This is a genomic window from Ralstonia sp. 25mfcol4.1 (genome assembly GCF_900104095.1).
Lineage (GTDB): Bacteria > Pseudomonadota > Gammaproteobacteria > Burkholderiales > Burkholderiaceae > Cupriavidus.
Window position 1 is genome coordinate 20,231 of the sequence record NZ_FNJO01000010.1, and the last position, 24,656, is coordinate 44,886.

The 24,656-nt window shown below is 65.9% G+C and carries 19 protein-coding genes and 1 tRNA gene; 12 read left to right on the forward strand and 8 right to left on the reverse strand.

Translation table 11 applies throughout. The features are described 5' to 3' along the window. Positions 1–507: 507 nt before the first annotated feature. The 3 genes from BLQ58_RS18015 to BLQ58_RS18025 all read left to right on the forward strand — a co-directional run bounded on the left by BLQ58_RS18015 (position 508) and on the right by BLQ58_RS18025 (position 3,235). Entirely contained in the window at positions 508–1,245 is a 738-nt protein-coding gene (locus tag BLQ58_RS18015; RefSeq protein ID WP_254776009.1) for a hypothetical protein, read from the forward strand. Positions 1,246–1,337: 92 nt separating this feature from the next. Further along, positions 1,338–1,414, forward strand: a tRNA-Arg gene (locus BLQ58_RS18020). Between the two features lie 408 nt (positions 1,415–1,822). Next, positions 1,823–3,235 carry a DUF1254 domain-containing protein gene (locus tag BLQ58_RS18025; protein ID WP_092600789.1) on the forward strand — a complete coding sequence of 471 codons (1,413 nt, stop codon included), beginning with the start codon at positions 1,823–1,825 and terminating at the stop codon, positions 3,233–3,235. Positions 3,236–3,321: 86 nt separating this feature from the next. Here BLQ58_RS18025 and BLQ58_RS18030 read toward each other — a convergent pair whose 3' ends face one another. Beyond that, on the reverse strand, positions 3,322–5,427 hold the full coding sequence (locus BLQ58_RS18030; RefSeq protein ID WP_092600797.1) for a TonB-dependent receptor family protein: 2,106 nt from the start codon (positions 5,425–5,427) through the stop codon (positions 3,322–3,324). A 157-nt stretch (positions 5,428–5,584) separates the two neighbouring features. Further along, complete coding sequence (gene metE, locus BLQ58_RS18035; protein WP_092600799.1) at positions 5,585–7,969, reverse strand: 5-methyltetrahydropteroyltriglutamate--homocysteine S-methyltransferase; 2,385 nt, start codon at positions 7,967–7,969, stop codon at positions 5,585–5,587. A 129-nt stretch (positions 7,970–8,098) separates the two neighbouring features. Between metE and BLQ58_RS18040 the strand changes: the two genes are divergently transcribed. Next, positions 8,099–9,031: a LysR family transcriptional regulator gene (locus BLQ58_RS18040; protein ID WP_092600801.1), complete on the forward strand. Its 933-nt coding sequence runs from the start codon at positions 8,099–8,101 to the stop codon at positions 9,029–9,031. Here the strand turns inward: BLQ58_RS18040 and BLQ58_RS18045 are convergent, their stop codons facing one another. Next, positions 9,032–9,322 carry an AsnC family transcriptional regulator gene (locus BLQ58_RS18045; RefSeq protein ID WP_092600803.1) on the reverse strand — a complete coding sequence of 97 codons (291 nt, stop codon included), beginning with the start codon at positions 9,320–9,322 and terminating at the stop codon, positions 9,032–9,034. Positions 9,323–9,499: 177 nt separating this feature from the next. Here BLQ58_RS18045 and BLQ58_RS18050 point away from each other — a divergent pair, with 177 nt between their 5' ends. Beyond that, entirely contained in the window at positions 9,500–9,970 is a 471-nt protein-coding gene (locus BLQ58_RS18050; RefSeq protein ID WP_066740198.1) for an Lrp/AsnC family transcriptional regulator, read from the forward strand. Positions 9,971–9,988: 18 nt separating this feature from the next. Here BLQ58_RS18050 and BLQ58_RS18055 read toward each other — a convergent pair whose 3' ends face one another. Continuing rightward, complete coding sequence (locus tag BLQ58_RS18055) at positions 9,989–10,915, reverse strand: DMT family transporter (protein ID WP_092600805.1); 927 nt, start codon at positions 10,913–10,915, stop codon at positions 9,989–9,991. 159 nt (positions 10,916–11,074) lie between these two features. Between BLQ58_RS18055 and BLQ58_RS18060 the strand changes: the two genes are divergently transcribed. Then, positions 11,075–11,545, forward strand: coding sequence for an Lrp/AsnC family transcriptional regulator (locus BLQ58_RS18060; RefSeq protein ID WP_066739987.1), 471 nt, complete (start codon positions 11,075–11,077; stop codon positions 11,543–11,545). 85 nt (positions 11,546–11,630) lie between these two features. After that, on the forward strand, positions 11,631–12,857 hold the full coding sequence (locus BLQ58_RS18065) for a cation:proton antiporter (RefSeq protein WP_092600807.1): 1,227 nt from the start codon (positions 11,631–11,633) through the stop codon (positions 12,855–12,857). Between the two features lie 4 nt (positions 12,858–12,861). Here BLQ58_RS18065 and BLQ58_RS18070 read toward each other — a convergent pair whose 3' ends face one another. Then, positions 12,862–13,476: a uracil-DNA glycosylase family protein gene (locus BLQ58_RS18070; protein ID WP_092600809.1), complete on the reverse strand. Its 615-nt coding sequence runs from the start codon at positions 13,474–13,476 to the stop codon at positions 12,862–12,864. 68 nt (positions 13,477–13,544) lie between these two features. On the opposite strand from BLQ58_RS18070, the gene msrA reads away from it, so the two are divergent. Continuing rightward, entirely contained in the window at positions 13,545–14,051 is a 507-nt protein-coding gene (msrA, locus tag BLQ58_RS18075) for a peptide-methionine (S)-S-oxide reductase MsrA (RefSeq protein WP_092600811.1), read from the forward strand. A 15-nt stretch (positions 14,052–14,066) separates the two neighbouring features. Here the strand turns inward: msrA and BLQ58_RS18080 are convergent, their stop codons facing one another. Continuing rightward, complete coding sequence (locus tag BLQ58_RS18080) at positions 14,067–14,447, reverse strand: helix-turn-helix domain-containing protein (protein ID WP_092600813.1); 381 nt, start codon at positions 14,445–14,447, stop codon at positions 14,067–14,069. Further along, positions 14,444–14,704 (reverse strand): type II toxin-antitoxin system RelE family toxin, encoded by a 261-nt coding sequence (locus BLQ58_RS18085; protein WP_092600815.1) that lies wholly within the window; start codon positions 14,702–14,704, stop codon positions 14,444–14,446. Before BLQ58_RS18085 ends, BLQ58_RS18080 begins: the two co-directional genes overlap by 4 nt. A 258-nt stretch (positions 14,705–14,962) precedes the next feature. Between BLQ58_RS18085 and uvrA the strand changes: the two genes are divergently transcribed. After that, positions 14,963–20,824 carry an excinuclease ABC subunit UvrA gene (gene uvrA / locus BLQ58_RS18090; protein WP_092600817.1) on the forward strand — a complete coding sequence of 1,954 codons (5,862 nt, stop codon included), beginning with the start codon at positions 14,963–14,965 and terminating at the stop codon, positions 20,822–20,824. Here the strand turns inward: uvrA and BLQ58_RS18095 are convergent, their stop codons facing one another. Next, complete coding sequence (locus tag BLQ58_RS18095) at positions 20,825–21,733, reverse strand: TetR/AcrR family transcriptional regulator (RefSeq protein WP_302847652.1); 909 nt, start codon at positions 21,731–21,733, stop codon at positions 20,825–20,827. It lies immediately after the preceding gene. Positions 21,734–22,020: 287 nt separating this feature from the next. On the opposite strand from BLQ58_RS18095, the gene BLQ58_RS18100 reads away from it, so the two are divergent. From BLQ58_RS18100 to BLQ58_RS18110, 3 genes are all read left to right on the forward strand, one after another. After that, entirely contained in the window at positions 22,021–23,178 is a 1,158-nt protein-coding gene (locus BLQ58_RS18100) for a porin (RefSeq protein ID WP_092600819.1), read from the forward strand. 209 nt (positions 23,179–23,387) lie between these two features. Then, entirely contained in the window at positions 23,388–23,921 is a 534-nt protein-coding gene (locus tag BLQ58_RS18105) for a winged helix-turn-helix transcriptional regulator (protein ID WP_092600821.1), read from the forward strand. Between the two features lie 101 nt (positions 23,922–24,022). Then, complete coding sequence (locus BLQ58_RS18110) at positions 24,023–24,442, forward strand: short-chain fatty acid transporter (RefSeq protein ID WP_092600823.1); 420 nt, start codon at positions 24,023–24,025, stop codon at positions 24,440–24,442. Positions 24,443–24,656 lie beyond the last annotated feature (214 nt).

Here is a 24,656-nt window from a genome sequence, read left to right on the forward strand (position 1 = left end):
GCTTTTTCATTTGCAGGCCCAGAAAGGGCAGTCCCTGCGGACTGCCCGCAGGGACGCGAAAAGCTTGCGCCTGCCGGCGCAATCCGGGGTCGCGCCCGGGTGACCGAGTCCTCTTCTGGGCCCCAATATTTGAACGCCCCGCTCACCGGGCAGGGCTTTTTCATCTCGGCAGTCTCTCCCGAATTTGGCGACTCGGCCGCTCGTCCGACATCGTCTCTCTCATCCGCGCTCTCCGTCTTTTAGCGGGCGGCACACCCCACATTCGTCTCTAACCATCGCGCGGCCTTTGACCTATGCTCAAGCTGATCGGGCATGGTCCACACAACGCCCGACGAGGTGGTTGCCATGTCCGTACAGCTGATGTGCGGGAGAGAGGAGCGTGCCGGACGGTTGTCTGGCAGGGCGCATGTCGCCCGCCTGCATGCGGGGCACCCCGGTCTCCCCCTGTGTTTCGTACTTGCGCTGCTGGCCTGCGCCGTGGTTCATGCCGAGGAGTCCCTGGACGGCATGTCAGGGCGTGATGCACTGCAGTTCGTCCAGGACGCGCGCGCCCCGGATACGCCGCCGCCCGACCGGGCCGCCCCGCCAGCCGTGCCGGAAGACACAGCACTATCGGTCGTGCCGCCGCGCATGGTGATCGGCAACGACGACCCCGACCTGCCGATTCCCGTCCATGCATCGCGGACGTCGCCGGAATCCGCGCCCGAGGCCGAACCCATCGCCATCAATCTGGCAAGCATCGATCGCGTCGTGGAGCGATTCAACAGTACGCCCCGGACACCGCTCGTCCATGTTGAAGATGCGACGACTGCCACCGGCCTTATCGACAGCCGTGCGCGCAGCATGGCCGTGGCGCTCGACGCGCCGTTGTCGCGCAGCGGCGCGGGCCTGACGCTGCAATCGCGGGTGGAAATGGCCTTTCGGCCAGGCATGGCGCCCGTCCCCAGTAACTGGGATGCGCCGCCCGGCGAGGTCAGCGCCACGGGGCTGGCAGTGCGACTCTACGGCTCCAAGCCGACGCGGCTCAACGGGGTCTATCCGTTCGTCGAGGCCGACTGGTGGCAGGACAACCGCGCGAAAACCATCAACATCAATGGCACACGTATCGATACCGATCTGCTGCGCGGCCTGTTCTCGTTCAACATCGGCGCACACAGCAGTTCGACCACGGGCCTGCGGCTCTGGATGAAGGCGCGCGCCGGACGCAACGCGGGCGGCACGGTGGGTGCCAGATATCGCTGGTAAACAAATACGGCAGCGTCCTGCGCAGGCAGTGAAATAATTTTCACAAGGGGCTTGCACGGAAGGTGAATTGCGATACAATGCGTCCCTCGCGTGCGGCTGTAGCTCAGTTGGATAGAGTACTTGGCTACGAACCAAGGGGTCGTGGGTTCGAATCCTGCCAGCCGCGCCACCTATTGGAAGGGCCTCCAGCAATGGAGGCCCTTCGTCATTTGGGGCCGGGATTTACGTCCCAAATCATTTCAGCTCCGATCATCAGGCCGCCATCATCGATGGCCGCCGTCACGGGTACCGCCATCGTATCCGTATCACCCAGGCCGCTCGCCGCACATCACCCCGTCCCGGCCTGACCGCCAGGGCAGTCGCGTGATGTCTTGCTCACAAATTACACCGCACCCCGCACGCGTTCCTATCAGTGTTCGGTATCGCCCGGAGGCGGACTCCGGAATCATTGACAGTGGCCGAGTCGCGGGCACATCATTCGTTCGGAATAGATGCGCCTCCGGAGCTACACGCGTCCCCCCCGGACCCGTCGTGCACATTCCCCCGGAAGGCCGCCACCATACTGGGAAACGGGGTCATGAACCGATCGATACGCCAACTGGCAAGCGTGGTCGCGCTTGCCGCCTTCCTTTCCGCCTGCGCATCCGCGCCGCCATCCGCGCCGGACATTCCCGCCGCGGAACAGCCGCCGTCGGATCAGGCGATGAAGGCACTGTCCGCCGAGGTATTTACTTATGGCTATCCGCTCGTGCTGATGGATGTCACGCGCGAGGTGATGACGGCCAAGACCCCGGTCAACACGTTCAACCATAGCCGCGCGTTCCCCGACGCCACCTACACCACGGTGGTGAGCCCGAACGCGGACACGCTGTACTCGACCGCCTGGGTGGACGTGTCCAGGGAGCCGGTCGTCCTGTCCGTGCCCGATACGGCGGGCCGCTACTACGTCATGCAGATGCTCGATGCCTGGACCAATGTGTTCGCGTCGCCGGGCAAGCGCACCACGGGCACGCGGCGCGGCGCATTTGCGATTGTCGGCCCCGATTGGGAAGGGACGCTGCCCAAGGGCGTGACGGAAATCCGTGCGCCGACCAGCATGGTCTGGCTGATCGGCCGGATCCAGACCAACAGCAAGGCGGACTACGCCAACGTCCACCGCCTGCAGGACCAGTTCCGCCTGGTGCCGCTGTCAGCCTGGCGCAAGGGCATCCGCACCACGCCGCCGGCCACGCCACGCGCAGGGATGATCGATACCGAAACGCCGCCCGCCGAGCAGGTGGCAGCGATGGATGCGCAGGCGTTCTTCAGCCGTATGGCCGCGCTGCTGCCGGAAAATCCGCCCGGGCCCGATGATGTGTCGATGCTCGAAAAGATGCAGCGCATGGGCGTCAAGGCCGGTGAGCCGTTCAAGACCACGGTGCTGGAACCGTCCACGGCGCGCGCCGTGCAGGAGGGCGCCACCGCCGCGCTGGCCACCATCGTCGCCAACGGCCGCAAGAGCGCTGCGGGCAGCACGGGCTGGCGACTGCAGCGCGACACCGGCGCGTACGGCGCCGATTTCGACCGCCGTGCCGTGGTTGCGATGTATGGGCTGGGCGCCAACCTTGCCGAGGATGCGGTCTACCCGGTTGCCCGCGCCGACGCGTCGGGTCGTCCGTTCGATGGCGGCAGCCGCTACGTCCTGCATTTCGACAAGGGCCAGCTCCCGCCGGCCAAGGCGTTCTGGTCGCTGAGCGCCTACAACAACAAGCAGGCCTTCGCCAGCAATCCGCTGCAGCGTTACACCATTGGCAGCCGCGACCGGCTGCGCTACAACCGCGACGGCTCGCTGGATATCTATATCCAGTACGAACGGCCCGCGTCCGACCAGGTGACGAACTGGCTGCCGGCACCGCCCGATGCGTTCAGCCTGATGCTGCGTGCGTACTGGCCCGAGCAGGTCGTGCTCGACGGCAAGTGGATGCCGCCGGCCGTGCAACGCGTGAACTGAGCGCGGCGCCCGCGGCGCCAGAATGCAAAAACCCTTCCGGTCCGGAAGGGTTTTTTCGTTTCCGGGCACCTGCCGGAGGCGTCCGCCTAGAACCTGTATTTCACCCCGGCGTAGAACGCGCGGCCCACGCCCGGATAGAACACGGCGGTGTTGGCCGTGCGCGCGTCGGTGACGGTACTGAAATCGCTGATGTAACGCTTGTCGGCCAGGTTTCGGGCGTCGAGGAACAGCGTCACGCCGCGCTCGAACTCGTAGCTGGCCTCGATGCCGAACAGCACATACGACGGCACCTTGAGCGTATTGGCGTAGTCCACGTAGGCACCTGTCGGCACCCAGTCGATCGTGCCCGCCACGCGCAGGCGGCTGTTGCGGCTGTAGGCCAACGTGGTGCGCAGCACGTGCTTCGGCACCCCGGCGATGCGGTTGTTGCCGTAGACCGGATCGTTGTCGAAGCGGAAATCGCTGTAGTTCCAGATCTGCGATACGGTGAACTTGTCGCCCTTGCCGACGATATCGCGCAACACCTCGGCGCTGGCGCCCAGTTCCACGCCCTGCAGCACCGTCTTGTTGGCGTTGAAGGTCGATGCCGGAATATCGGCGCTCACCGTGTACTGCAGCAGCTGGTCGCGCAGGAGCGAGCGGTACGCGGTGACATCCCACGCAAAGCGGTCCCACTTGCCGCGCGTGCCGAGTTCCAGCGTCCAGCCGTGCTGGGCCGCCAGCGGCACGAACTGCTGCGTGGCGCCGATGGTCTGGCTCAGGTCGGTAAAGTCCGGGACGTCGGCGCTGCGCGTGATGTCGATGAACGCCTGGATGTCGGGCTTCGGTTCCCACAGCACGCCAAATTTCGGATTGACGCCGCTGAAAGTCGCGCCGTCGGACTTGGCGGTGGGGTTGGTTGGCAGGCCGCCGTAGTCCGTGTATTCGCGCCGGTTGCGGTAGGCTTTGGCGCCCGCCATCAGCGCCACGGTGGGCAGCACGTACAGGCGGTCTTCCAGGTAGGCCTCGTAGTTGTACGCGTCCTGCTTCGCGTTCAGCGTCTGGGCGCCGCGATTGCCGTTGACGTTGACGTACTGCCGCGCGTCGTTGTTGCCGCCGAAGAAGCGCGCCCCGGCGATCAGCTGGTTGCGCAGGCCACCCAGCGTGAAGTTGCCCGTGTAGCGCGGCGCGAAGCCGTAGGTCCAGCTGTCCTGATCCACGACCTGGAAGATCGGGTGGTACAGGCTCTTGTGAATGCCCCAGGTGGTCAGGTCGATCTGGCCGTTATCGAGCTTGATGCTCGTGACGTTGGCCACCCGCTCGGTGCGGGTATTGCGCGCCTGGTCGCCCGCCAGCGCACTGGCCGACGCCATGCGCGGCGTGGTCAGCGCCTGATTCAGCGTCAGCGCGCCGGGCAGCAACTGGTCGACGATATAGGCCCCGAAGTAGAACCGCGTTTCCACCGACGGGCTGAAGCGATAGCCGACGTTGGCGTTGATCTGCTCGTACTGCCCGCGCTCGTGGTCGCGCCAGCCTTCGGAATGGCTGACCGTGGCATTCGCCAGGAAGTCCCACGGGCCGATCTGGCGCGATACCTGGCCGCTGCCGCGTATCGTGCCGAAGCTGCCGCCGTCCACGCGCACCATGTTCCGGGCTTCGGCAGTCAGCGCCGTCGGCGTGGTGAAATTGACCGCGCCGCCCAGCGTCGTGCTGCCATACGCCAGGCCGTTGCCGCCCTTGTAGACCTCGGCGGCCGACAGCGCCAGCGGATCGATCTGGTAGAAATCACCACTGCCGTCGGCAAAGTTCGTCGGTACCCCGTCCTGCAGTATCTCGATGCCGCGTGTGTGGTAGCCACGCGCCACGCCCGAGCCACGAATCGACAGGCGCAGTTCCTGGCCGTAGCGTTCCTGCACGTACACGCCGGGCGAATCCTTCAGGACGTCGCGCAGGTCGTATGCGTAGGTATTGGTGAACGACTGCGCGTCGACAAAGCCGACCGATCCGGCCGACTGGAACAGCGACTGCCGCTGCTGTGCCAGGCCGGGCGCGGTCAGCGACCCGACGGCGGCAGCCGTGGCGGTAACGGTGGGCAGGATAGGGATAGGGGCGGCATCCGGGCTGGTGATGGTTGCCGACTGGGCGAAGGCCGCGCTCGATAGTGCGGCTGCAGGAAGCGCCGCGACGCGGCGCCAGGGTGTGGCTCGTTTCATTCCTCTTGGTCGAAGATCGCGCCGGATGCCGACACGACCTCGCAATTTTCTTGTTTGGCTCGACCGAAAGGATACGGAGCCGCACGCGGCGCCGCCATGCGACACAGCGACGCAACGTGCGCTCCAGCGCATAAGCTCAGGCGTTCAGCGTATGACCTTACGCACTGGCCTGCCCTGCGCACGACGGTCCGCATGCCGCGCCATGCACATGCGAGGCGGGCCTGGCCGTGCCGGCGGGCCGCACCACGCGCTTCCAGGTGGCCGGCGCCTGGCCTGCCAGCTTCTGGCGCAGTGCCCGGGTGGCACTGACCATATTGGCCAGGGCCGCCTCGGTCTCGCTCCAGCCACGGGTCTTCAGGCCGCAGTCCGGGTTGACCCACAGGCGTTCCGGGGGGATCACCTCGCAGGCGCGCTCCAGCAGGCGCGTCATGGCTTCGACGGAAGGCACGCGCGGCGAGTGGATGTCGTAGACGCCCGGGCCGATCTCGTTCGGATAGTCGAAATCGCCAAACCCTTCCAGCAGTTCCATGGCCGAGCGCGAAGTCTCGATTGTGATCACGTCGGCATCCATGGCGGCGATGGCGGGCAGGATGTCGTTGAACTCGGCATAGCACATATGGGTGTGGATCTGCGTTTCGTCGCCCACGCCCGAGGCCGACAGGCGGAAGGCGCTGACGGCCCAGTCCAGGTAGGCGGCCCAGTCGTCCCGGCGCAGCGGCAGCCCTTCGCGCAGCGCGGGTTCGTCGATCTGGATCACGCGGATGCCGGCGGCCTCCAGGTCGCAGACCTCGTCGCGGATGGCCAGCGCCAGCTGGCGGGTGGTCACGGCGCGCGGCTGGTCGTCGCGCACGAACGACCACTGCAGCATCGTCACCGGGCCGGTCAGCATGCCCTTCATCGGCTTGTCGGTCAGCGACTGCGCAAAGCGCGCCGTATCCACGGTCATGGGCTCGGGACGGTACACATCGCCGAAGATCACCGGCGGCTTCACGCAGCGCGATCCGTAGCTCTGCACCCAGCCATTCTCGGTGAATGCGTAGCCGCATAGCTGTTCGCCGAAATACTCGACCATATCGTTGCGCTCGGCTTCGCCATGGACCAGCACGTCCAGGCCCAGCGCCTCCTGCTTGCGCACCGCGAGTTCGATTTCGGCGCGCATGCGGTCCAGGTAGTCCAGCGCGCCGATCTCGCCGCGCTTGTAGGCGGCCCGGGTCTGGCGAATCGCGGACGTCTGCGGGAACGAGCCGATCGTCGTGGTGGGCAGCGCGGGCAGCTTCAGCGCGTCGCGCTGGCGGACGATGCGCACGTCGAACGGGCTGTCGCGATCGGCCATGTCGGCGGTCACGGCTGCCAGCCGCTTCTGCACCTGCTGGTTGACCACGCGGCGCGATGTGCGGCGCGCGGCCTGCGCCGCATCGGACGCGGTAAGCTGCGCGGCCACCGCCGACTCGCCAAGGTTCAGCGCCTGGGCCAGGGTATGCAATTCTTCCAGCTTCTCGGTGGCAAACGCCAGCCATGCTTTCAGTTCGGGGTCGAGGCGGGTTTCGGTATCGAGCGACACCGGCACATGCAGCAGCGAGCAGGAGGGAGCCAGCCAGAGGCGGTCGCCCAGTTGGGCGTGCAGCGGCGTCACGGCCGCCAATACCTTGCGCAGGTCGGTGCGCCAGATATTGCGGCCGTCGATCACACCGACCGACAGCACGGCACTGCTTGGCAGCACGGCCTGCCACGCTGCCAATTGCTGGGGTGCCCGCACCAGATCGATATGAAAACCGTGTACCGGCAGGGCGGCGACGCGGGCGGCATGATCGGCGGCGGTGTCGAAATACGTGGCCAGCAGCAGCTTCACGCCGGCATCGGCCAGCGCCGGGTAGGCCTGGTCATAGGCATCGAGCCATTGCGGCGGCAGGTCCAGGCACAGCGCGGGTTCGTCGATCTGTACCCACTCGATGCCGCGCGCCTGCAGTTGGGACAGGATGCGGCGGTAGGCCTGCACCACCTTCGGCAGCAGACTCAGCCGGTCGAAATCGGCCGCGTGCGACTTGGACAGCCACAGGTAGGTGACCGGGCCGATCAGCACCGGACGCGTGGACAGGCCCAGCGCCAGCGCTTCGTCAATTTCGTCGAAATACCAGTTGGCACCGCCGTCGAAGGTGCTGTCGGCGTCGAGCTCCGGCACGATGTAGTGGTAGTTCGTGTCGAACCACTTCGTCATCTCCATGGCCGGTTGGGCTGCATTGCCGCGTGCCAGTTCGTAGTACTGCGCCAGCGTCAGCGCGGCCGGATCCAATCCGAATCGCCGGGGCAGGGCGCCCAGCAGGGTGGTCAGGCCCAGCATCTGGTCGTACCAGGCGAAGTCGCCCGCTGCCACCGTGGCCAGTCCCGCATCGGCCTGCAGCTGCCAGTGGCGGCCGCGCAGCGTGGCACCCACCTCGCGCAGCGCCGCTTCCGATGTCTCGCCGCGCCAGAACGCTTCCTGGGCGAACTTCAGTTCCCGTCGTGCGCCAATGCGCGGAAATCCCAAAACGTGTGTACGTGCCATGCCGTGCTCCAGTGATGTCTGATCTGGCGCACAGTGTCGTTTCGCGGCTAGAATGAATCAAGCGAGATGTTTTAAACAAAGTATGAATTTCATTCAACTCAAAAGTTCGGCTGGCTGGACGGGGCTGCGATGATCGAAGTCCGCCATTTCCGGTCGTTGGTGGCGATTGCGGACTCCGGCAAGCTGGCCACGGCGGCCGAACGGGTGCACGTGAGCCAGTCGGCGCTGTCCCATCAGATCAAGGCCATCGAGGCGCACTACGGCATGGCGCTGTTCGATCGCACGCGCCAGGGCCTGCGTTTTACGCCGGCCGGCGAGCGGCTGCTGACGCTGGCGCGCGAAACGCTTGCGGCCATCAGCGCCGCCGAGCGCGACCTGCTACGCCTGAAAAGCGACACGCGCGGTGAATTGCGCGTGGTGCTGGAATGCCATACCTGCTTTGACTGGTTGATGCCCGTCATGGACGAATTCCGGCGCCGCTGGCCGGAGGTGGAAATCGACCTCGTGGCCGGCTTCCACGCCGATCCGCTGGGGCTGCTGGCGCAAGGCAAGGCCGACATGGTGATCGGATCGAAGCCCCCCACCAGGCGCGGGCTGACCGTGGCCCCGCTGTTCCGCTTCGAGATCCTGGCGGTGATCGCCAACGAACACCGGCTGCGCAACAAGCGGCGCATCGAGGCGGCAGACCTGGCTGGCGAAACGCTGATTACCTACCCGGTGCCGGAGCAGCGGATCGACCTGATCCGCGAAGTGCTGGAGCCGGCAGGCATCCAGCTCGAACGGCGCACGGCCGAACTGACCGTGGCGGTGCTGCAATTGGTGGCGAGCCGGCGCGGCGTGGCGGCGCTGCCCAACTGGGGCGTCAAGAACTACGTCGACCACGACTACGTGCTGGCCAAGCGCATCGGGACGAGGGGGCTGTGGAGCGAACTCTACGCGGTACTGCCGTCGGCCATGGCCGATCGGCCGTATGTGGACGACTTCGTATCGATCGTGCGCGAGACCTGTGCGGCTGAACTGGATGGCATCGAACTGCTCGAAGACACCCCGCGCACCGCGTAATCAGGCCGCCAGGGCCTCGGGCTCCTTCAGCGTAGGCCGCTCGTCAGTGAATTCGGCGTCAACGATTTCCAGGTCCACGCCATGGGCCACGCGCCGCACGAACAGCTCCAGCAATTCCACCGTATCAGCTTGGCAGATGAGCCGCGCGACGTTGGCGCGGCCGGCATCGAACGACATCTGCTGAAGCGACAGGCCCGTACGACGGGCATTGGCCAGCACCCATTCCAGACTGCCGAAGGTGTCGCTCAGGGTGGAGCGGTCGAGTCGCAGGGCAAGATGAAGGGCGGGCATGGCGGGTTCCGGGTGGCGCATTGGAGGATGCGATGTGATTCGCAAGGAGTCCGGTAAATTTACCAGCCATGCCGCAAAATTGGCTTCCGAAATTTCTTCGATCGGCATCCGATAGGAGAATAATTCACCTTAATGATGTAAATTGACGGGTAAATCATCCTCAGCCCTCGGATTGCCGTGACAAACGTTCCCAAACTTGATGACATCGACCGCCGCATCCTGCGCGAGCTGCGCCGCGATGGGCGAATCTCCAACGCCAAGCTGGCCGAGCGGGTGGGGCTGTCCGCCACGCCCTGCTGGAACCGGGTCAAGGCGCTGGAGGACGCTGGGGTGATTGGCGGCTACGCGGCGCTGCTGAACCAGAAGGCGCTGGGACTGCCGGATACCGTGCTGATCGAGGTCACGCTGGACCGTCACGACGACGATATGCTGCACCGCTTCGGCGAGGCGCTGGCCGAATTGCCAGAAGTGCTGGAGGCCCATCTGCTGACGGGCGAGTACGACTACCTGATCAAGGTGGCCGTGGCAGGAACGGAGGGCTATGAGGAATTCCTGCGCCACAAGCTCTACAAGCTGCCGGGCCTGCGGCACAGCCATTCCACGTTCGTGCTACGCACGCTGAAGCGCGAGCTTTCGGTTGAGCCCTGACAAGCGCGATCCGCGCGATCAGCGCGACGCCAGGCGGCCCAACCGCGGCGCCAGCGCAGTGGTTACCACGCCCAGCGCGATCAATCCAAGGCCGATCGACAGATCCGCCGAAATCCGCTCGTGCCAGGCCACGGCGGACAGCACCAGCCCCAGCAGCGGCACGCCCAGCATGGCGATGGACGTGGCCGCAGGCGGCAGCGACTGCGTGACGTTGAGCACCACGATAAACGTCAGGGCCGTGGCCAGCGGACCAGTGTACAGGACGGCGGGCCAGATTTCACCGATGGCGGCCAGGTCGGGCGCTCCGTCCCGCAACAGGGCCAGCAGCACCAGCGGCACCGTCGCCACCGCGCATTCCCACGGAATCATGTCGGCACCGAGCCGCACGTGACGGTGGGCCCGCAGGTGGATGATGCTGACCGACCAGGCCAGCGACGCACCGAGCAGCATCGTCAGGCCCATGACCGTGTGCAGTTCCCAGCCGCCCAGCGCTGGGGCGACGATCACCCCGATGCCGGCGTAGCTGAAGCCGGTGGCCAGCCATTGCCAGCGCGACGGCCGCTCGCCCAGCACCAGCGACGACAGCGGAATGACCCAGATGGCCGTGGCGTAGGCCACCACCGAGGCGCGTCCCGGCGCCACATATTGCAGCGCCCACAATGCCAGCGCGGTAAAGGCGGCCATCTGCAGCAAGCCGACACTGAACACCAGCGGCCATTCCTCGCGCGACGGCAGGCGCAGCCGCTTGAGCGCGCCCAGCACGACAAGGCTGATCAGGGCAGCCGAGCCGAAGCGCAGCGCGGCAAACCATAACGGGCTGACGTGCGACAGTCCGAATTTCATGACGGGCCAATTGCCGCCCCAGATGATGACGGCGCCAATCAACGGCAGAAATGACTTGAAGGAGGCAGCACGTGCGCTGCCGGCGGGAGCAATGACGGACATGAAATCGTGGGGTGTCGGAGCGGGCCGGCGAGTCACCGAATGACTCGCCGAATGTCCAAAAGTCTACGATTCATTGCACCGCAGCATTGTCCGGATCACTTCGTCATGAACGGCCGATACAGCATAGAATGCCGGCAAACATGACTACCGAAGCCGAACATGCTGGACATCGATCTGGACGCCACTGACATCCGTATCCTGGGGGAATTGCAGCGCGACGGCAGCCTGACCAATGTGGAATTGGCCAGCCGTATCAATCTGTCGCCGTCGCCGTGCCTGGCCCGCGTGAAGCGCCTGGAAAAGATTGGCGTGATCTCGCGTCGCGTGACACTGCTGGATGCCCGGCGGCTGGGCCTGAAGGTGGTGGTGTTCATCTCCGTGTCGCTGGACAAACAGCGACGCGAAACACTCGATACGTTCGAGCGCAAGATCGGCGCGCTGCCGCAGGTGATGGAGTGCTACCTGATGTCGGGCGATGCCGATTACCTGTTGCGCGTGGTGGTGCCCGACGTGGAGGCATTGGAGCGGCTGATCATCGACCAGATCACGCGCATTCCTGGCGTCGCCAGCATCCGGTCGAGCTTTGCCCTGAAACAGGTGCTCTACAGTACCGCGCTGCCGCTCGGATGAGTGCAGTCATCGGCACTGCCGTATCATCGCGGGTTCGCCCGCGGGCCGCCGCCCAACACGCATCAAGCCATACCCAAGACGCCCCATGAATCCGTCCGCGCTAAATCCCGCTTCCATTTTCTTCGTGCAGGCCTGCCTGGTCGTGGGTGTGCCGCTGGTGTTGTGGCGCGGCCTGCGCATGGGCGGCATCGTGCCCCTGGTCGTGATGCAGATCGCTGGCGGCATCGTGCTCGGGCCGTCGGTGCTAGGGGCGCTCTGGCCCGACAGCTGGCACGTGGTGTTCGGCGCGCAGAAGCTCACCGCGCTGTCGGGGCTGCAATGGCTGGCGGTGGTACTGTTTGCGTTCCTGTCGGGGCTGCACGTTGGCGGCCCGGAGGCCCGGGGCCTGCGCCGTATCGCCCTGTGGGCCGCGCCGGGCTGCGTTGCGCTGCCGTTCGTGCTGGGTGTGGGCGCCGGTTATGTGCTCGGCGCCTGGCGCCCGACGTTGGCGGGTGAGGCGGCCACTCCCTGGCAGTTCGCCATTGCCGTGGGCGTGTCGATGGCGGTCACAGCGTTGCCGGTGCTCGGCGCCATCCTGCGCGAGATGAAGCTGACCGATTCCACGGCCGGACGCCTGGCGCTGGCCTGTTCGGCGTTCAGCGATGCCGCGATATGGATCGTGCTGTCATGCATCCTGGCCAGCACCGGCCAGGCCGCCGCGCAGCCGCTGAAGCTGGTGATCGGCGGCGCCATCTATCTGGCCGTGATGTTCGCGCTGGTACGGCCGTTACTGGCGCGCTGGCTGCCGGCCATGCGTGGGCACGATGCGCGGCTGGCGGCGGTGGTGGTGCTGATTTTTGCGTCGGCATGCACGTCGGAGCTGATCGGCCTGCACTACATCCTTGGCGGGTTCCTCGCAGGCGTGGTGCTGCCGCGCCAACTGGCCGCCGATATCGGCAGGCAGCTGGAGCCCACCACCGTGGTGGTGCTGATGCCGTTCTTCTTCCTCATGACCGGACTGCGGACCGATCTCAATACGGCCGGGACCGACGCGCTGATCGTCTTTGCCCTGACGACGGTGGTGGCCGTGGTCGGCAAGATGGCGGGCACTGCGCTGCCGGCACGATGGGCCGGTCTGGGCCGGCGCGATGCCTGGGCGGCTGGCGCACTGGCGCAGACCAAGGGCCTGATGGAAGTGGTGGTGCTGGCCATCCTGCTGGAAAACCGCCTGATCAGCACGCCGGCGTTCTCCGGCCTGCTACTGATGGCACTGGCCACCACGGTACTGGCCAAGCCGTTCACGCTCGCCGCCCTGCGGATGCGCGAGGACTGAGGCTTCAGCGCGACAACCGCGCCCGCACGGCTACCTGCAGCGCAGGCAGCAGCGCCGACTCGAACCACGGGTGCTGGCGCATCCAGAGCACCACGCGCCAAGACGGGTGGGGCAGCGGAAACACGTTAGGGCCGAAATTTCGGAAATCGGCTACCAGTTCGGTCATGGACCGCTTTGGCCGCGCCGGCTGCTTCGGCAGATAGGCGGCCTGGGCATAGGTGCCGACCAGCAGGGTCAGGCGGTTGTCGGGCAGGCAGGCCAGTACGCGTTCGTGCCAGAGCGGCGCGCATTCGCGCCGGGGCGGCAGGTCGCCGCTCTTGCCCTTGCCGGGGTAGCAAAACCCCATCGGCATGATGGCGATGCGCGAGGCGTCGTAGAAATCGTCTCGGGTCACCCCCATCCACGACCGCAGCCGGTCGCCGCTCGGATCATCGAACGGCACGCCACTGGCATGCACGCGCGAACCGGGCGCCTGGCTGATCACCACGATCCGGGACGTGGCGCTGAACTGCACCACGGGGCGCGGCCCGGCCGGCAGCTCGGCGGCGCAATGGGTGCAGGCGGCGATCTCGCGCTGCAGGGTCTGTATGGCACCCTGTGCGCGTTGTGGAGACTTCATGGTGGTCAGCGAGTTTCGTGGGGTATGCGTATATTACGAGGCTCGATGTATTGCGATGGAATATCACGATGACCACACAAACCGAAACCGCGATTCTGGCCGGTGGCTGCTTCTGGGGCATGCAGGACCTGCTGCGCCGCTACCCCGGCGTGCTGACCACGCGCGTTGGCTACACCGGGGGCGACGTGCCAAACGCCACCTACCGCAATCACGGCACGCACGCCGAAGGCATCGAGATCGTGTTCGATCCGAAGCAGATCAGCTATCGCCAGATTCTTGAGTTCTTCTTCCAGATCCACGACCCCACGACGAAGAACCGCCAGGGCAACGATATCGGCACCAGCTACCGTTCCGCGATCTTCTACCTCGACGACGAGCAGAAGAAGGTGGCCGAGCAGACCGCGGCCGACGTTGACGCGTCTGGCTTGTGGCCGGGCAAGGTCGTGACGGAAATCGCCCCCGCCGGGCCGTTCTGGGAGGCCGAACCCGAGCATCAGGATTACCTGGAGCGCATTCCGAACGGCTATACCTGTCACTTCATCCGTCCGGGCTGGAAACTGCCGCAGCGCGGGTAACCGGTCCAGGCAGGCTCAGGCGGGCCGGTCTTCCACCAGCAAGTCCAGCGGTACCGCCAGCGCGGTGGCCAGGGCGCGCAGCACATCCACGCTGCCGTCGCGCCTGCGGTTTTCGATCTGGCTCAGGTAGGGCTTGCTGACGCCGGCCGTGGTGGCCAGCGCGTCCTGCGTCAGCCGGCGATGGTCGCGCCACGCCTTGATCGGGTGGTCGCCCGCGAGCAGGGCGTCGAGCACGGCAGCAGGAATCCGGAAACCGTCGTCGGCGGCCATGGCGGCGTCGTGGATCCGGACATCTTCCATGGCTTCAAACAGGTGCTGGACGCGCTCCCACAGGTCGATCGGAACGATCGCATATTCCCGGTTGCCTTCGCGCTGGATGAACTGTATCGCGGTCATTGGTATGCACTCCCACGTGGTTTGACGGTCAGCACGACGACCACCAGTTGCCCGGCTTCGATCCGGTACAAAACCCGCCAGTCGCCAACGCGCAGCCGAAAGGCGTCCCGGCCCATCAGCTTGCGTACGTTCTGGTTCGGCGCATAAGGGTCCGCTGCCAGCAGACCTACCTTGGCCCGGATGTTGCGGGCCACGTTTCGTGGCATCGACAGCAACTGCTGTGTAGCCTCTCTGGTGAACTCGATCTCGTGCTGCATCCCGATGTTAGCGTATTGCTAATATTATGCAAACCATGTTTGCTCAATTCGGGGGCGACTTGAACGTGGGCATGCATTCTCGCGCAAGATCCGGTTGCAGTGACACGCGGTTTCCGAAATCAGAATTGTCTGCTGGCTGTCAGGAAGCCTGTACGTTTATACAGTATAGTTAGGGCACTTCCGCGCCCGCGTGGCGTGGTGAAAGCCATCCAAAGAACATTAAGTTCCGCATCCAACTCACTGATTCGAGGCAGGAAATTGTCACATTCCGGTACGATCCGCATTCGCGGTGCCCGTCAGCACAATCTCAAGAACGTTGATCTCGACCTGCACACCGGGCAAATGACCGTGGTGACGGGGCCGTCGGGGTCGGGCAAGTCGAGCCTGGTGTTCGACACGCTGTACGCCGAAGGCCAACGCCGCTATGTGGAGACCTTCAGTGCCTATGCGCGCCAGTTCCTCGACCGCATGGACCGGCCGCAGGTGGACAAGGTGGACGGCGTGCCGCCCGCCATCGCCATCGACCAGACCAACCCGGTGCGCAGCTCGCGGTCGACCGTGGGCACGATGACCGAGCTCAACGACCACCTGAAACTGCTGTACGCGCGTGCGGCCGAGCTTTTCGACAAGCAGACCGCGCTGCCGGTGCGACACGACTCGCCCGAGACGATCTACGCCGAACTGCTGGCCCGCACGGCCGCCGGCCAGCCGTTTGCCGATGCCCGGCTGGTGGTGACGTTTCCGGTGGAACTGCCGGAATCGGCCACCGAGGACGAAGTGACGCAATGGCTGTCGGTCAGCGGCTATACGCGCGTGCACGGGCAGCGCATCGTCGAATCGCCAACTGGCAATCGCAAGGTGCTCGATGTGGTGGCGGACCGCTTCCGCATCGGCAACGTCGAAAAGGCGCGCGCGATCGAGGCCATCGAGGCATCGCTGAAGCGGGGCGGCGGCCGGGTCAGCGTCAATGTGGTGACCGACGAGGGCGACGGTCCGGTGTGGAAGTTCTCCACGGGACTGCACAGCCCCGAGAGCGATATCCGCTATGCAGACCCGCAGTCGGCGCTGTTCTCGTTCAATTCCGCCTACGGGGCCTGCGAGACCTGCCGTGGGTTTGGCCGGGTAATCGGCGTGGATCTGGGCCTGGTGATCCCGGACGGGCGCAAGTCGCTGCGCGACGGGGCGATCAAGCCGATGCAGACGCCGGCCTGGAAGGAATGCCAGGACGACCTGATGCGCTATGCGGCCAAGGCCGGCATTCCGCGCGACCTGGCGTGGAACCAGCTCAGCGAGGCCGAGCAGCACTGGGTGATTCACGGGTCGCCTGACTGGAATGGCCAGTGGAACAAGCAGTGGTACGGCGTGATGCGGTTCTTCAACTACCTGGAGTCGAAGGCCTACAAGATGCACATCCGCGTGCTGCTGTCGAAATACCGCAGCTACACGCCGTGCGAAACCTGCTGCGGCGCGCGCCTGAAGACTGAAGCCCTGCTGTGGCGCCTGGGCAGCAAGGACAACGCCGACGCCGTGCTGGCGCCGGCCAGCCGCTTCCTGCCGAAGGGCGTGGACTGGAACCGCGCCCAACTGGAAAGCCTGCCGGGTTTGACCGTCCACGACCTGATGCTGATGCCGATTGCGCGCATCCGCCGCTTTTTCGACGACCTGACCCTGTCGAGCGCCTTGCTAGACGATGCGCTGAAGCTGCTGCTGGCCGAAGTCCGCACGCGGCTGAAGTACCTGTGCGACGTGGGCCTGGGCTATCTGACACTGGATCGCCAGAGCCGCACGCTGTCGGGCGGCGAGGTGCAGCGGATCAACCTCACCACCGCGCTGGGCACCTCGCTGGTCAACACGCTGTTCGTGCTGGACGAGCCCAGCATCGGCCTGCATCCGCGCGACCTGAACCGCATCGTCGAAGCCATGCACCGGCTGCGCGATGCCGGCAATACGCTGGTGGTGGTGGAACACGACCCGTCGGTGATGCTGGCGGCCGACCGCCTGATCGACATGGGGCCCGGCCCCGGCGAGCGCGGCGGGTCGATCATCTTCGACGGCACGCCGGACACCATCCGCAAGGAACCGACGCTGACGGGCGACTACCTGGGCGGCCGCCGGCGCGTGACCGATGCCACCGACTGGCGCCTGCGGCCCGTGGACGACACCACGCCGCGCCTGAAGCTGGAAGGGGCCACGGAGCACAACCTCAAGGATGTGACCGTCGAGATCCCGCTGAACCGGCTGGTCTGCGTGACCGGCGTGTCGGGTTCGGGCAAGTCCACCCTGCTGCAGGATGTGCTGTATCCGGCCATGGCGCGTCACTTCGGCAAGGCCACGGAATCGCCGGGGGCATTCCGCGAGCTGGTGGGTGCCGATCTGGTCGATGACGTGGTCTTTGTCGACCAGTCTCCCATCGGCAAGACCGCGCGTTCCAACCCGGCCAGCTACGTGGGTGCGTTCGACGAGATCCGCAAGCTGTTTGCCAAGGCGCCGCTGGCGCTGCAGCGCGGCTACACGGCAGGCACGTTCAGCTTCAACTCGGGCGACGGCCGTTGCCCCACCTGCGGCGGCTCGGGCTTCGAGCACGTGGAGATGCAGTTCCTTTCCGATGTCTACCTGCGCTGCCCGGACTGCGACGGCACGCGCTATCGCGCCGAAGTGCTCGAAGTGAAAATCGAGCGCGCCGCACGTGGCCAGGCGCCGCGCACGCTTAGCGTGGCCGATGTGCTGGAACTGACCGTCAGCGAGGCGACGGCGTTGTTCGAGGGCGATGCGGCCGTGTTGCGCGTGCTGGCGCCGATTGCCGACGTGGGCCTGGAATACGTGAAGCTGGGCCAGCCGGTGCCGACGCTGTCGGGCGGCGAGGCGCAGCGCCTGAAGCTGGCCGGCTTCCTGGCCGAAACAGCCGCCGCGCAGCCGGTGAAGAACCGCAAGGCGGTGGTGCTGCCCAAGCGGCTGTTCATGTTCGACGAACCGACCACCGGGCTGCACTTCGACGATATCGCCAAGTTGATGCGCGCGTTCGGCAAGCTGCTGGACGGCGGCCACTCGCTGATCGTGATCGAGCACAACCTGGACGTGATCCGAGCGTCCGACTGGATCGTCGATCTGGGCCCCGAAGGCGGGGATGCCGGGGGCGAGGTCCTCTGCGTGGGCACGCCCGACATGGTCAAGGGCTGCGCCGACTCGCATACCGGCCATGCGCTGCTGGCCTATGACAAGGCCCTGGGCGAATCGGGCACGCTGGCCGCCGAGCGCGAGGAACAGGCCAGGCACGGTTTGCCGCTGCAGGCCGCGGTGCAGGCGGCCCGGGCGCGCCGCGCCGTGGAAGGCGAGGGCGTGGTGCGCATCGTCAACGCGCACGAGCACAACCTGAAGGCGCTCAACGTCGACATTCCGCACGGCAAGTTCAACGTGATTACCGGCGTGTCGGGCTCGGGCAAGTCCACGCTGGCATTCGACATCCTGTTCCACGAAGGGCAGCGCCGCTATCTGGAATCGCTGAACGCCTATGCGCGGTCTATCGTGCAGCCGGCGGGCCGGCCGGAAGTGGATGCGGTCTATGGCATTCCGCCGACGGTGGCCATCGAGCAGCGACTGTCGCGTGGCGGCCGCAAGAGTACCGTGGCGACCACGTCCGAAGTCTGGCACTTCCTGCGCCTGCTCTACGTCAAGCTGGGCATCCAGCATTGCGTGCATGACGGGGCGCCGGTGACATCGCAAAGCCCGGCGTCGATCGCGGCCCAGTTGCTGCGCGACTATCGCGGCCAGCACGTGGGTCTGCTGGCCCCGCTGGTGGTGAATCGCAAGGGCGTTTATACCGACCTGGCCAAATGGGCCAAGGCGCGCGGGAATACGCACCTGCGCGTGGATGGTGAATTCCTGCCGGTGGATCCGTGGCCGCGCCTGGACCGTTTCCGCGAGCACACCATCGAACTACCGGTCGGTGACATCGTCGTTTCTCCAGACAACGAGGCCGCCCTGCGCGCCTTGCTGGATCAGACGCTGGAACTGGGCAAGGGCGTGATGCACTTGCTGGCGCCGCTGGACGGACTGCACGACGCCATGCACGACGGCAAGGGCTCGGGCGAGGTTGGTGAAACCAAGGTGTTTTCGACCAAGCGTGCCTGTCCGGTCTGCGGCACCAGCTATCCGGAGCTGGACCCGCGCATGTTCTCGTACAACAGCAAGCACGGCTGGTGCGGCACCTGTGTCGGCACGGGTCTGGCGCTGACGGGCGAACAGCGCGCGGCGTTCGATGACACCGTGCTGGGCGGCGACGACCGTGGCCGCGAGCAGAGCCTGCCTTCGGAGGAGCAGGAACCCGAAGGCGTGGCCGATACGCCATGTCCGGACTGCGGCGGCACGCGCCTGAACCCTGTGGCCCGGGCGGTCACGTTCGACGCGAATGCCATTACCGACGTGGCGCAATGGACGGTGTCCGACACCCGGGGCTGGGTCGATGGCCTGCGCCTGAAAGGGCGCGATGCCGAGATCGCCCGCGATGTGGTCACCGAAATCGCCAGTCGCCTGCAGTTCCTGGAAGAGGTGGGGCTTGGCTACCTGAGCCTGGACCGTGCCGCGCCGAGCCTGTCGGGCGGCGAGGCGCAGCGCATCCGCCTGGCGGCACAGCTTGGCAGCAACCTGCAGGGCGTGTGCTACGTGCTGGACGAGCCGACCATCGGCCTGCATCCGCGCGACAACCAGATCCTGCTCGATGCCCTGCGCAAGCTGGGCGACAAGGGCAACACGCTGGTCGTGGTGGAGCACGACGAGGACACCATCCGCCGGGCCGACCACATCATCGACATTGGCCCCGGCGCCGGCAAGCGCGGCGGGAACCTGGTGGCGCAGGGCGGCGTGGCTGCGCTGTCGGCCGCTGCCGATTCCACGACCGGCCGGTTCCTGGCACATCCGATGATCCACCCGCTGCAACCGCGCAGGCCGGTCAAGCCGGCACGAGCCGGCAAGGAAGCCGAGCCGGCCCAGTGGCTGACCGTCGAGGGCGCGCACCTGCACAACCTGCGGGACGTGACGGCGCGGATTCCGTTGGGGCGGCTGGTGGCCATCACGGGCGTGTCGGGTTCGGGCAAATCCACGCTGGCGCGGGACGTGCTGATGACCAACCTGCTGGATGCGGTGGGTCGCTCGGTGATGTCGTCGCCGGCCACGCGCCGTGCACGTGCCGCGGCCGAAAAGGCCGGCAAGCCCACGGCCACGAAGGCGCTCAGCGTGGAGCACGCGTGGCACGGCTGCCAGGCCATCAGCGGCTGGGAATCGATCGACCGCGTGCTGGAAGTGGACCAGACCCCGATCGGCAAGACGCCGCGATCCTGTCCGGCGACCTATATCGGCGTCTGGGATGCGATCCGCAAGCTGTTTGCCGAAACGCTGGAAGCCAAGGCGCGCGGCTACAGCGCATCGCGTTTCTCGTTCAACACCAGCGACGGCCGCTGCCCGGCCTGCGAGGGGCAGGGCGTACGCACCATCGGCATGAGCTTCCTGCCCGATGTGAAGGTGCCGTGCGACGTTTGCCACGGCCAGCGTTTCAACCCCGAAACCCTGGCGGTGACGTGGCGCGGCAAGAACATCGGCGACGTGCTGACGATGGAGATCGACGAGGCCGTGGAGTTCTTCGCGGCCATCACACAGATCGGCCATCCGCTCCAGCTGATGAAGGATGTCGGCCTGGGCTATCTGACGCTGGGTCAGCCGTCGCCGACGCTGTCTGGCGGCGAGGCGCAGCGGATCAAGCTGGTGACGGAACTGTCGAAGGTGCGGGATGACATCACGCGGCGCGGCCAGAAGGCCCCGCACACGCTGTACGTGCTCGACGAGCCGACCGTGGGCCTGCACATGGCTGACGTGGCGCGGCTGATCCGGGTGCTGCACCGGCTCACGGACGGCGGCCACAGCGTGGTGGTGATCGAGCACGACCTGGACGTGATTGCCGAGGCCGACTGGATCATCGACCTGGGGCCGGAGGGCGGCGCCCATGGCGGTACCATCGTCGGGGCCGCAGATCCTGAAACGCTGTCGCGCATCAAGGCCAGCCATACAGGTGCGGCACTGGTGCCCGTGCTGGCCCGTACGGCCCCCGACGCGGCCCGCGCCACGGGCTGATCAGCGCGGCCGGGCAGCCCTGGCCGGCTTCGGGGATGTCGCCGGCCCCAAGGCTGCCCCGGGCATGCTGCCCGGCGGCGGCCTTGGACCCGCCAGGGCCGCCGCACAGAAATCGATCAGCTCCTCCACGGGCGGCCCGCTGCGGGCCCGCTTGCTGCGTTCCCGCACCCAGTGGGCCAGCGAATACACCACCGTATCCATGAACCAGATCAGCCGAAGCTTCATGACGTCGCGTGGCACGTCGGGCAGCAGCGCATAGAGGTGTTCGCGCACCCGGTACAGCGCGCTCATGGCGGTCTTGTCGACCAGACCCTTGTTGAGCAAGGCCGGGCTGAACGTGGTCTGGGCCAGCACCTGCAGGTAGTTGGTGCCCCAGTCGGTATCCAGCACCACCTCGACCAGCGGACGGATGGTGGCTTCCACCACGCCGTGGATGTCGATCGGCTGGCCGCGGCCTTCCAGTTCGTCCAGATGCCGGTGGCGGATTTCGTTGACCTGATGCAGGCGCCGGTTCAGCAGGTGGCTGACCAGGGCCTCGCGCGATCCGAAATGGTAGTGCAGGGCAGAACGGTTGCGCTGGCCGCTTTCCACCACGATCTGGCGTAGCGGCACCTGTTCCACGCCCTGTTCGGCAAACAGGCGCTCGGCGATTTCGAGAATGCGCCGGGCGGTATCGGTAAGCCCGTCAAGGGCGGCAGGGGCGGTGGAGGCGGAGGCGGCAACGTCGGCCCGTTCGGCGCGTTCGGCGCGTTCGGCGTTTTTGACCCGTTCGGCGCTTTCGGCCTCGGGAATGCCTGTCGGCCGGCCGCCATCGGTGGCGTCGGCCTTGCGACCTGGCGTGCGGCGGGGGGCGTGCGCGGGTGGGCGGTGCTCATCCGCGATCATGGCGCGCGCTTGCTTGAGCTTCATGGCGTAGTGGCGTCGCTGGCAGGCTTGTCGTTAGCAAAATGAAAGCCTCGCAAGGATACGGAAAAATCCGATGTCCGACATCCATTTGACGTCGTATTTCCTTCAATTTCGTACCTCTCCGGGAAAATCCTAACTAACTGAACGTGCGTATGCCGTTAGCCTGCGGTCCATGTCAATTTAATACGAGAGATTAATTTGACGTGACGCGATTGGCGACGATCGCACCCGGGCGCTGGACGGAGGAGACCACTGGCGCCATCAGCCACCACACTCGGAACCCTAAAACAATGAAGAAGACGCTGTTCGCCGCCATTGCCGGCGCGCTGCTTGCGCCCGCCGCCTGGGCCCAATCGTCCGTGACGCTCTATGGCGTCGTCACGTCCAGCATCCAGTACGTCAACCACGTGCAGAACACCAGCAATGGGGTACTGGCACCGGGCAGCGGCTCGGCGGTGTTCATGAATTCGTCGGGCATCGCGCAATCGCGTTTCGGCCTGCGTGGCGTCGAAGAGCTTGGCGGTGGCCTGAAAAGCCTGTTCGTGCTGGAAAACCAGTTCAATACCGATGACGGCAAGATGGGCAATGGCGGGTTGCTGTTCGGCCGCCAGGCGTTCGTGGGCCTGCAGAACCAGTGGGGCAAGGTGACCTTCGGCCGCCAGTACACCTCGGCGTTCCTGACGATGGGCAGCTTCACGCCGGTGGCGTATGCACCGGAATTCGAGCCGGTCGTGGGTATCGCCGGCCCGAACTTCCGCGAGAACAACGTGGTGCAGTACCAGGGCACGTTTGGCCCACTCACGGCCATTGCGCACTGGTCGTTCGGTGAGCGCGCGGGCACGTTCGCCACGGGTTCCGCCTATGGCCTGGGCCTGTCTTATTTGAACGGCCCGCTCGGCATCGCGGCGGCCTATGACGAGGTCAAGACGCTCAACACCGCGCAGGCCGCCGGCACATCCGGATCGAACGACTATGGCCGCGATATGCGCGCGATGCTGGGTGCCAGCTACCGGCTGGGGCAGGTCAAGATGGTGGCGGGCTATCGCTGGGGCAACTCGGTGGCACCGGCGACCGGCACGCCAACCCTGCTGCCGCACCGCGACGACATGTACTGGGTGGGCGTGAACTGGGACGCCACCGCTGCACTGCGCCTGTCGCTGGCCTATTACTACGACGACATCAAGTCCGCGCGCATCGGCGGGGTGACGACCAACCCCAAGAATCCGCAGCAGTACCTGGCGCTGGCCGACTACAGCCTGTCCAAGCGGACCGATGTGTTCTTTGCGGTGAACTACGCGCGCAACGCGTCGCTGAACTGGGACAACATCACGTACCTGCCGAACGGCCAGTCGGTGGGGTACCTGCCTTCGACGTCGCAGGTCTATTACAAGACGCCCGACGCCAGCGGCCAGCTGGGCGTGTCGCTGGGTGTTCGGCACATTTTCTGATTCCGGAGCCGATTCCCGGGTCAATGCAAGGCAAGCGAGGGGCCGGCGCGGACTCCACGACGCGCAGGCATTGCGGCGCCACGACCAATGGTCGGGGCGCCTTTTTTCGCTGGGGCCGCGCTGGTTGTCGGCCGTTCCGATGGGGCTTTGGCCGATGCGCGCCGAAAGGTGGGTATCATCGGGCCGATACACCGACAAACGGGAACGACATGCAACGCAAGACTTTCCGCAACATGCAATGCCCGATCGCCCGCAGCCTCGAACGCGTGGGCGAGTGGTGGAGCATTCTGATTCTGCGCGATGCGTTCTATGGCACGAAACGCTTCGACGAATTCCAGCGCAACCTGGATATCGCGCCAAACATGCTCACGCGCCGGCTCAATGGCCTGGTCGAGGAGGGCCTGCTCGAAAAGCGCCAGTATTCGGAACGGCCCCCGCGCTACGAATACGTGCTGACTGACTGCGGGCGCGATTTCCGGCCCGTGCTGCTGGCGCTGCTGGCCTGGGGCAACCGCAATTTCGCGCCGGAAGGCGCCAGCGTGCAGATTGTCGACCGCGACACAGGCAAGGTGGTCGAGCCTCAACTGGTGGATGCGGCCAATGGCGAGCCGCTGCAGATGGGCAAGCGCCATGTGGTGCGGGCCGGGCCCGCGGCAGACGACCGCACGCGCGAGCGCCTGTCATCGGCGGCGTCCTACATGACGGCGCCGGTACCGGCCAAAGCCAAGGCGCCCGCCGCCTGACCTTGACGCGTCAGGTTGCTCCGAAAGCATTTCTGGCATAGAGTCCAAGAGATCAGCACCCCGTTTTCCGACGGTTTTTTCGCCGACTCCGGACAGACCCGATGCCACGTTTCACGACTTTTTCCCCGTTTTCGACAGCTCTCCTGGCGATGGTCCTGGCAGGCTGCGCCAGTGCGCCCTTGCCGCCGCCAACCCCGCCGCGCACGACGCAGCAGCCGACGACCATCATCACCACGCCGCAAACGGGGGTCAGCCGTGCGCAACTCGATGCCGCCGGCAACGCCTGCGAAAAGAGGGTGGCCGACGCGGTCAAGACACGCTATCCGCAGCCGGGCAGCGTGATGATGATGCCGGATCGCGAACGCATCGCGCAGCAGACGACCAACCAGACATCGATCAGCGGCGAAGGCACGTTCGAGCCCGATGCCAGCGAAGAGGCCATGGCCTTCCGCTACACCTGCCTCTACAACATGCGTACGCAGCGCGTGGACGATGTGCAGATGAAGTACGGGCCGCACTGACGGGTCGCCAGTTACGATCTGGTTCTGTTGCCGGGAATTTGCATGATGTTGGCCCGTGTTCGGCGACGAACACGGGCCAATCTGCTTTGTTCTTCCCAAAAATGGCGTCAGTGGCCCGCTCAGCACTGAAACGGCGGCCAGCACGCGGGCGCGTTTTGTCGTATCGTCTCGACTTGCGATACTTGACGGCGCAATGATTGCTGCGTCATTTGTA

Bases quoted from the DNA above. Each gene is read 5' to 3' on its own strand.
- metE (WP_092600799.1), bottom strand. From the start codon at position 7,969: ATGGCACGTACACACGTTTTGGGATTTCCGCGCATTGGCGCACGACGG.
- BLQ58_RS18085 (WP_092600815.1), bottom strand. From the start codon at position 14,704: ATGCAGCACGAGATCGAGTTCACCAGAGAGGCTACACAGCAGTTGCTG.
- BLQ58_RS18065 (WP_092600807.1), top strand. From the start codon at position 11,631: ATGAATCCGTCCGCGCTAAATCCCGCTTCCATTTTCTTCGTGCAGGCC.
- BLQ58_RS18070 (WP_092600809.1), bottom strand. From the start codon at position 13,476: ATGAAGTCTCCACAACGCGCACAGGGTGCCATACAGACCCTGCAGCGC.
- BLQ58_RS18055 (WP_092600805.1), bottom strand. From the start codon at position 10,915: ATGTCCGTCATTGCTCCCGCCGGCAGCGCACGTGCTGCCTCCTTCAAG.
- BLQ58_RS18100 (WP_092600819.1), top strand. From the start codon at position 22,021: ATGAAGAAGACGCTGTTCGCCGCCATTGCCGGCGCGCTGCTTGCGCCC.
- BLQ58_RS18045 (WP_092600803.1), bottom strand. From the start codon at position 9,322: ATGCCCGCCCTTCATCTTGCCCTGCGACTCGACCGCTCCACCCTGAGC.
- BLQ58_RS18030 (WP_092600797.1), bottom strand. From the start codon at position 5,427: ATGAAACGAGCCACACCCTGGCGCCGCGTCGCGGCGCTTCCTGCAGCC.
- BLQ58_RS18060 (WP_066739987.1), top strand. From the start codon at position 11,075: ATGCTGGACATCGATCTGGACGCCACTGACATCCGTATCCTGGGGGAA.
- BLQ58_RS18080 (WP_092600813.1), bottom strand. From the start codon at position 14,447: ATGACCGCGATACAGTTCATCCAGCGCGAAGGCAACCGGGAATATGCG.
- BLQ58_RS18110 (WP_092600823.1), top strand. From the start codon at position 24,023: ATGCCACGTTTCACGACTTTTTCCCCGTTTTCGACAGCTCTCCTGGCG.
- BLQ58_RS18015 (WP_254776009.1), top strand. From the start codon at position 508: ATGTCAGGGCGTGATGCACTGCAGTTCGTCCAGGACGCGCGCGCCCCG.
- msrA (WP_092600811.1), top strand. From the start codon at position 13,545: ATGACCACACAAACCGAAACCGCGATTCTGGCCGGTGGCTGCTTCTGG.
- BLQ58_RS18105 (WP_092600821.1), top strand. From the start codon at position 23,388: ATGCAACGCAAGACTTTCCGCAACATGCAATGCCCGATCGCCCGCAGC.
- BLQ58_RS18040 (WP_092600801.1), top strand. From the start codon at position 8,099: ATGATCGAAGTCCGCCATTTCCGGTCGTTGGTGGCGATTGCGGACTCC.
- BLQ58_RS18025 (WP_092600789.1), top strand. From the start codon at position 1,823: ATGAACCGATCGATACGCCAACTGGCAAGCGTGGTCGCGCTTGCCGCC.
- BLQ58_RS18095 (WP_302847652.1), bottom strand. From the start codon at position 21,733: ATGAAGCTCAAGCAAGCGCGCGCCATGATCGCGGATGAGCACCGCCCA.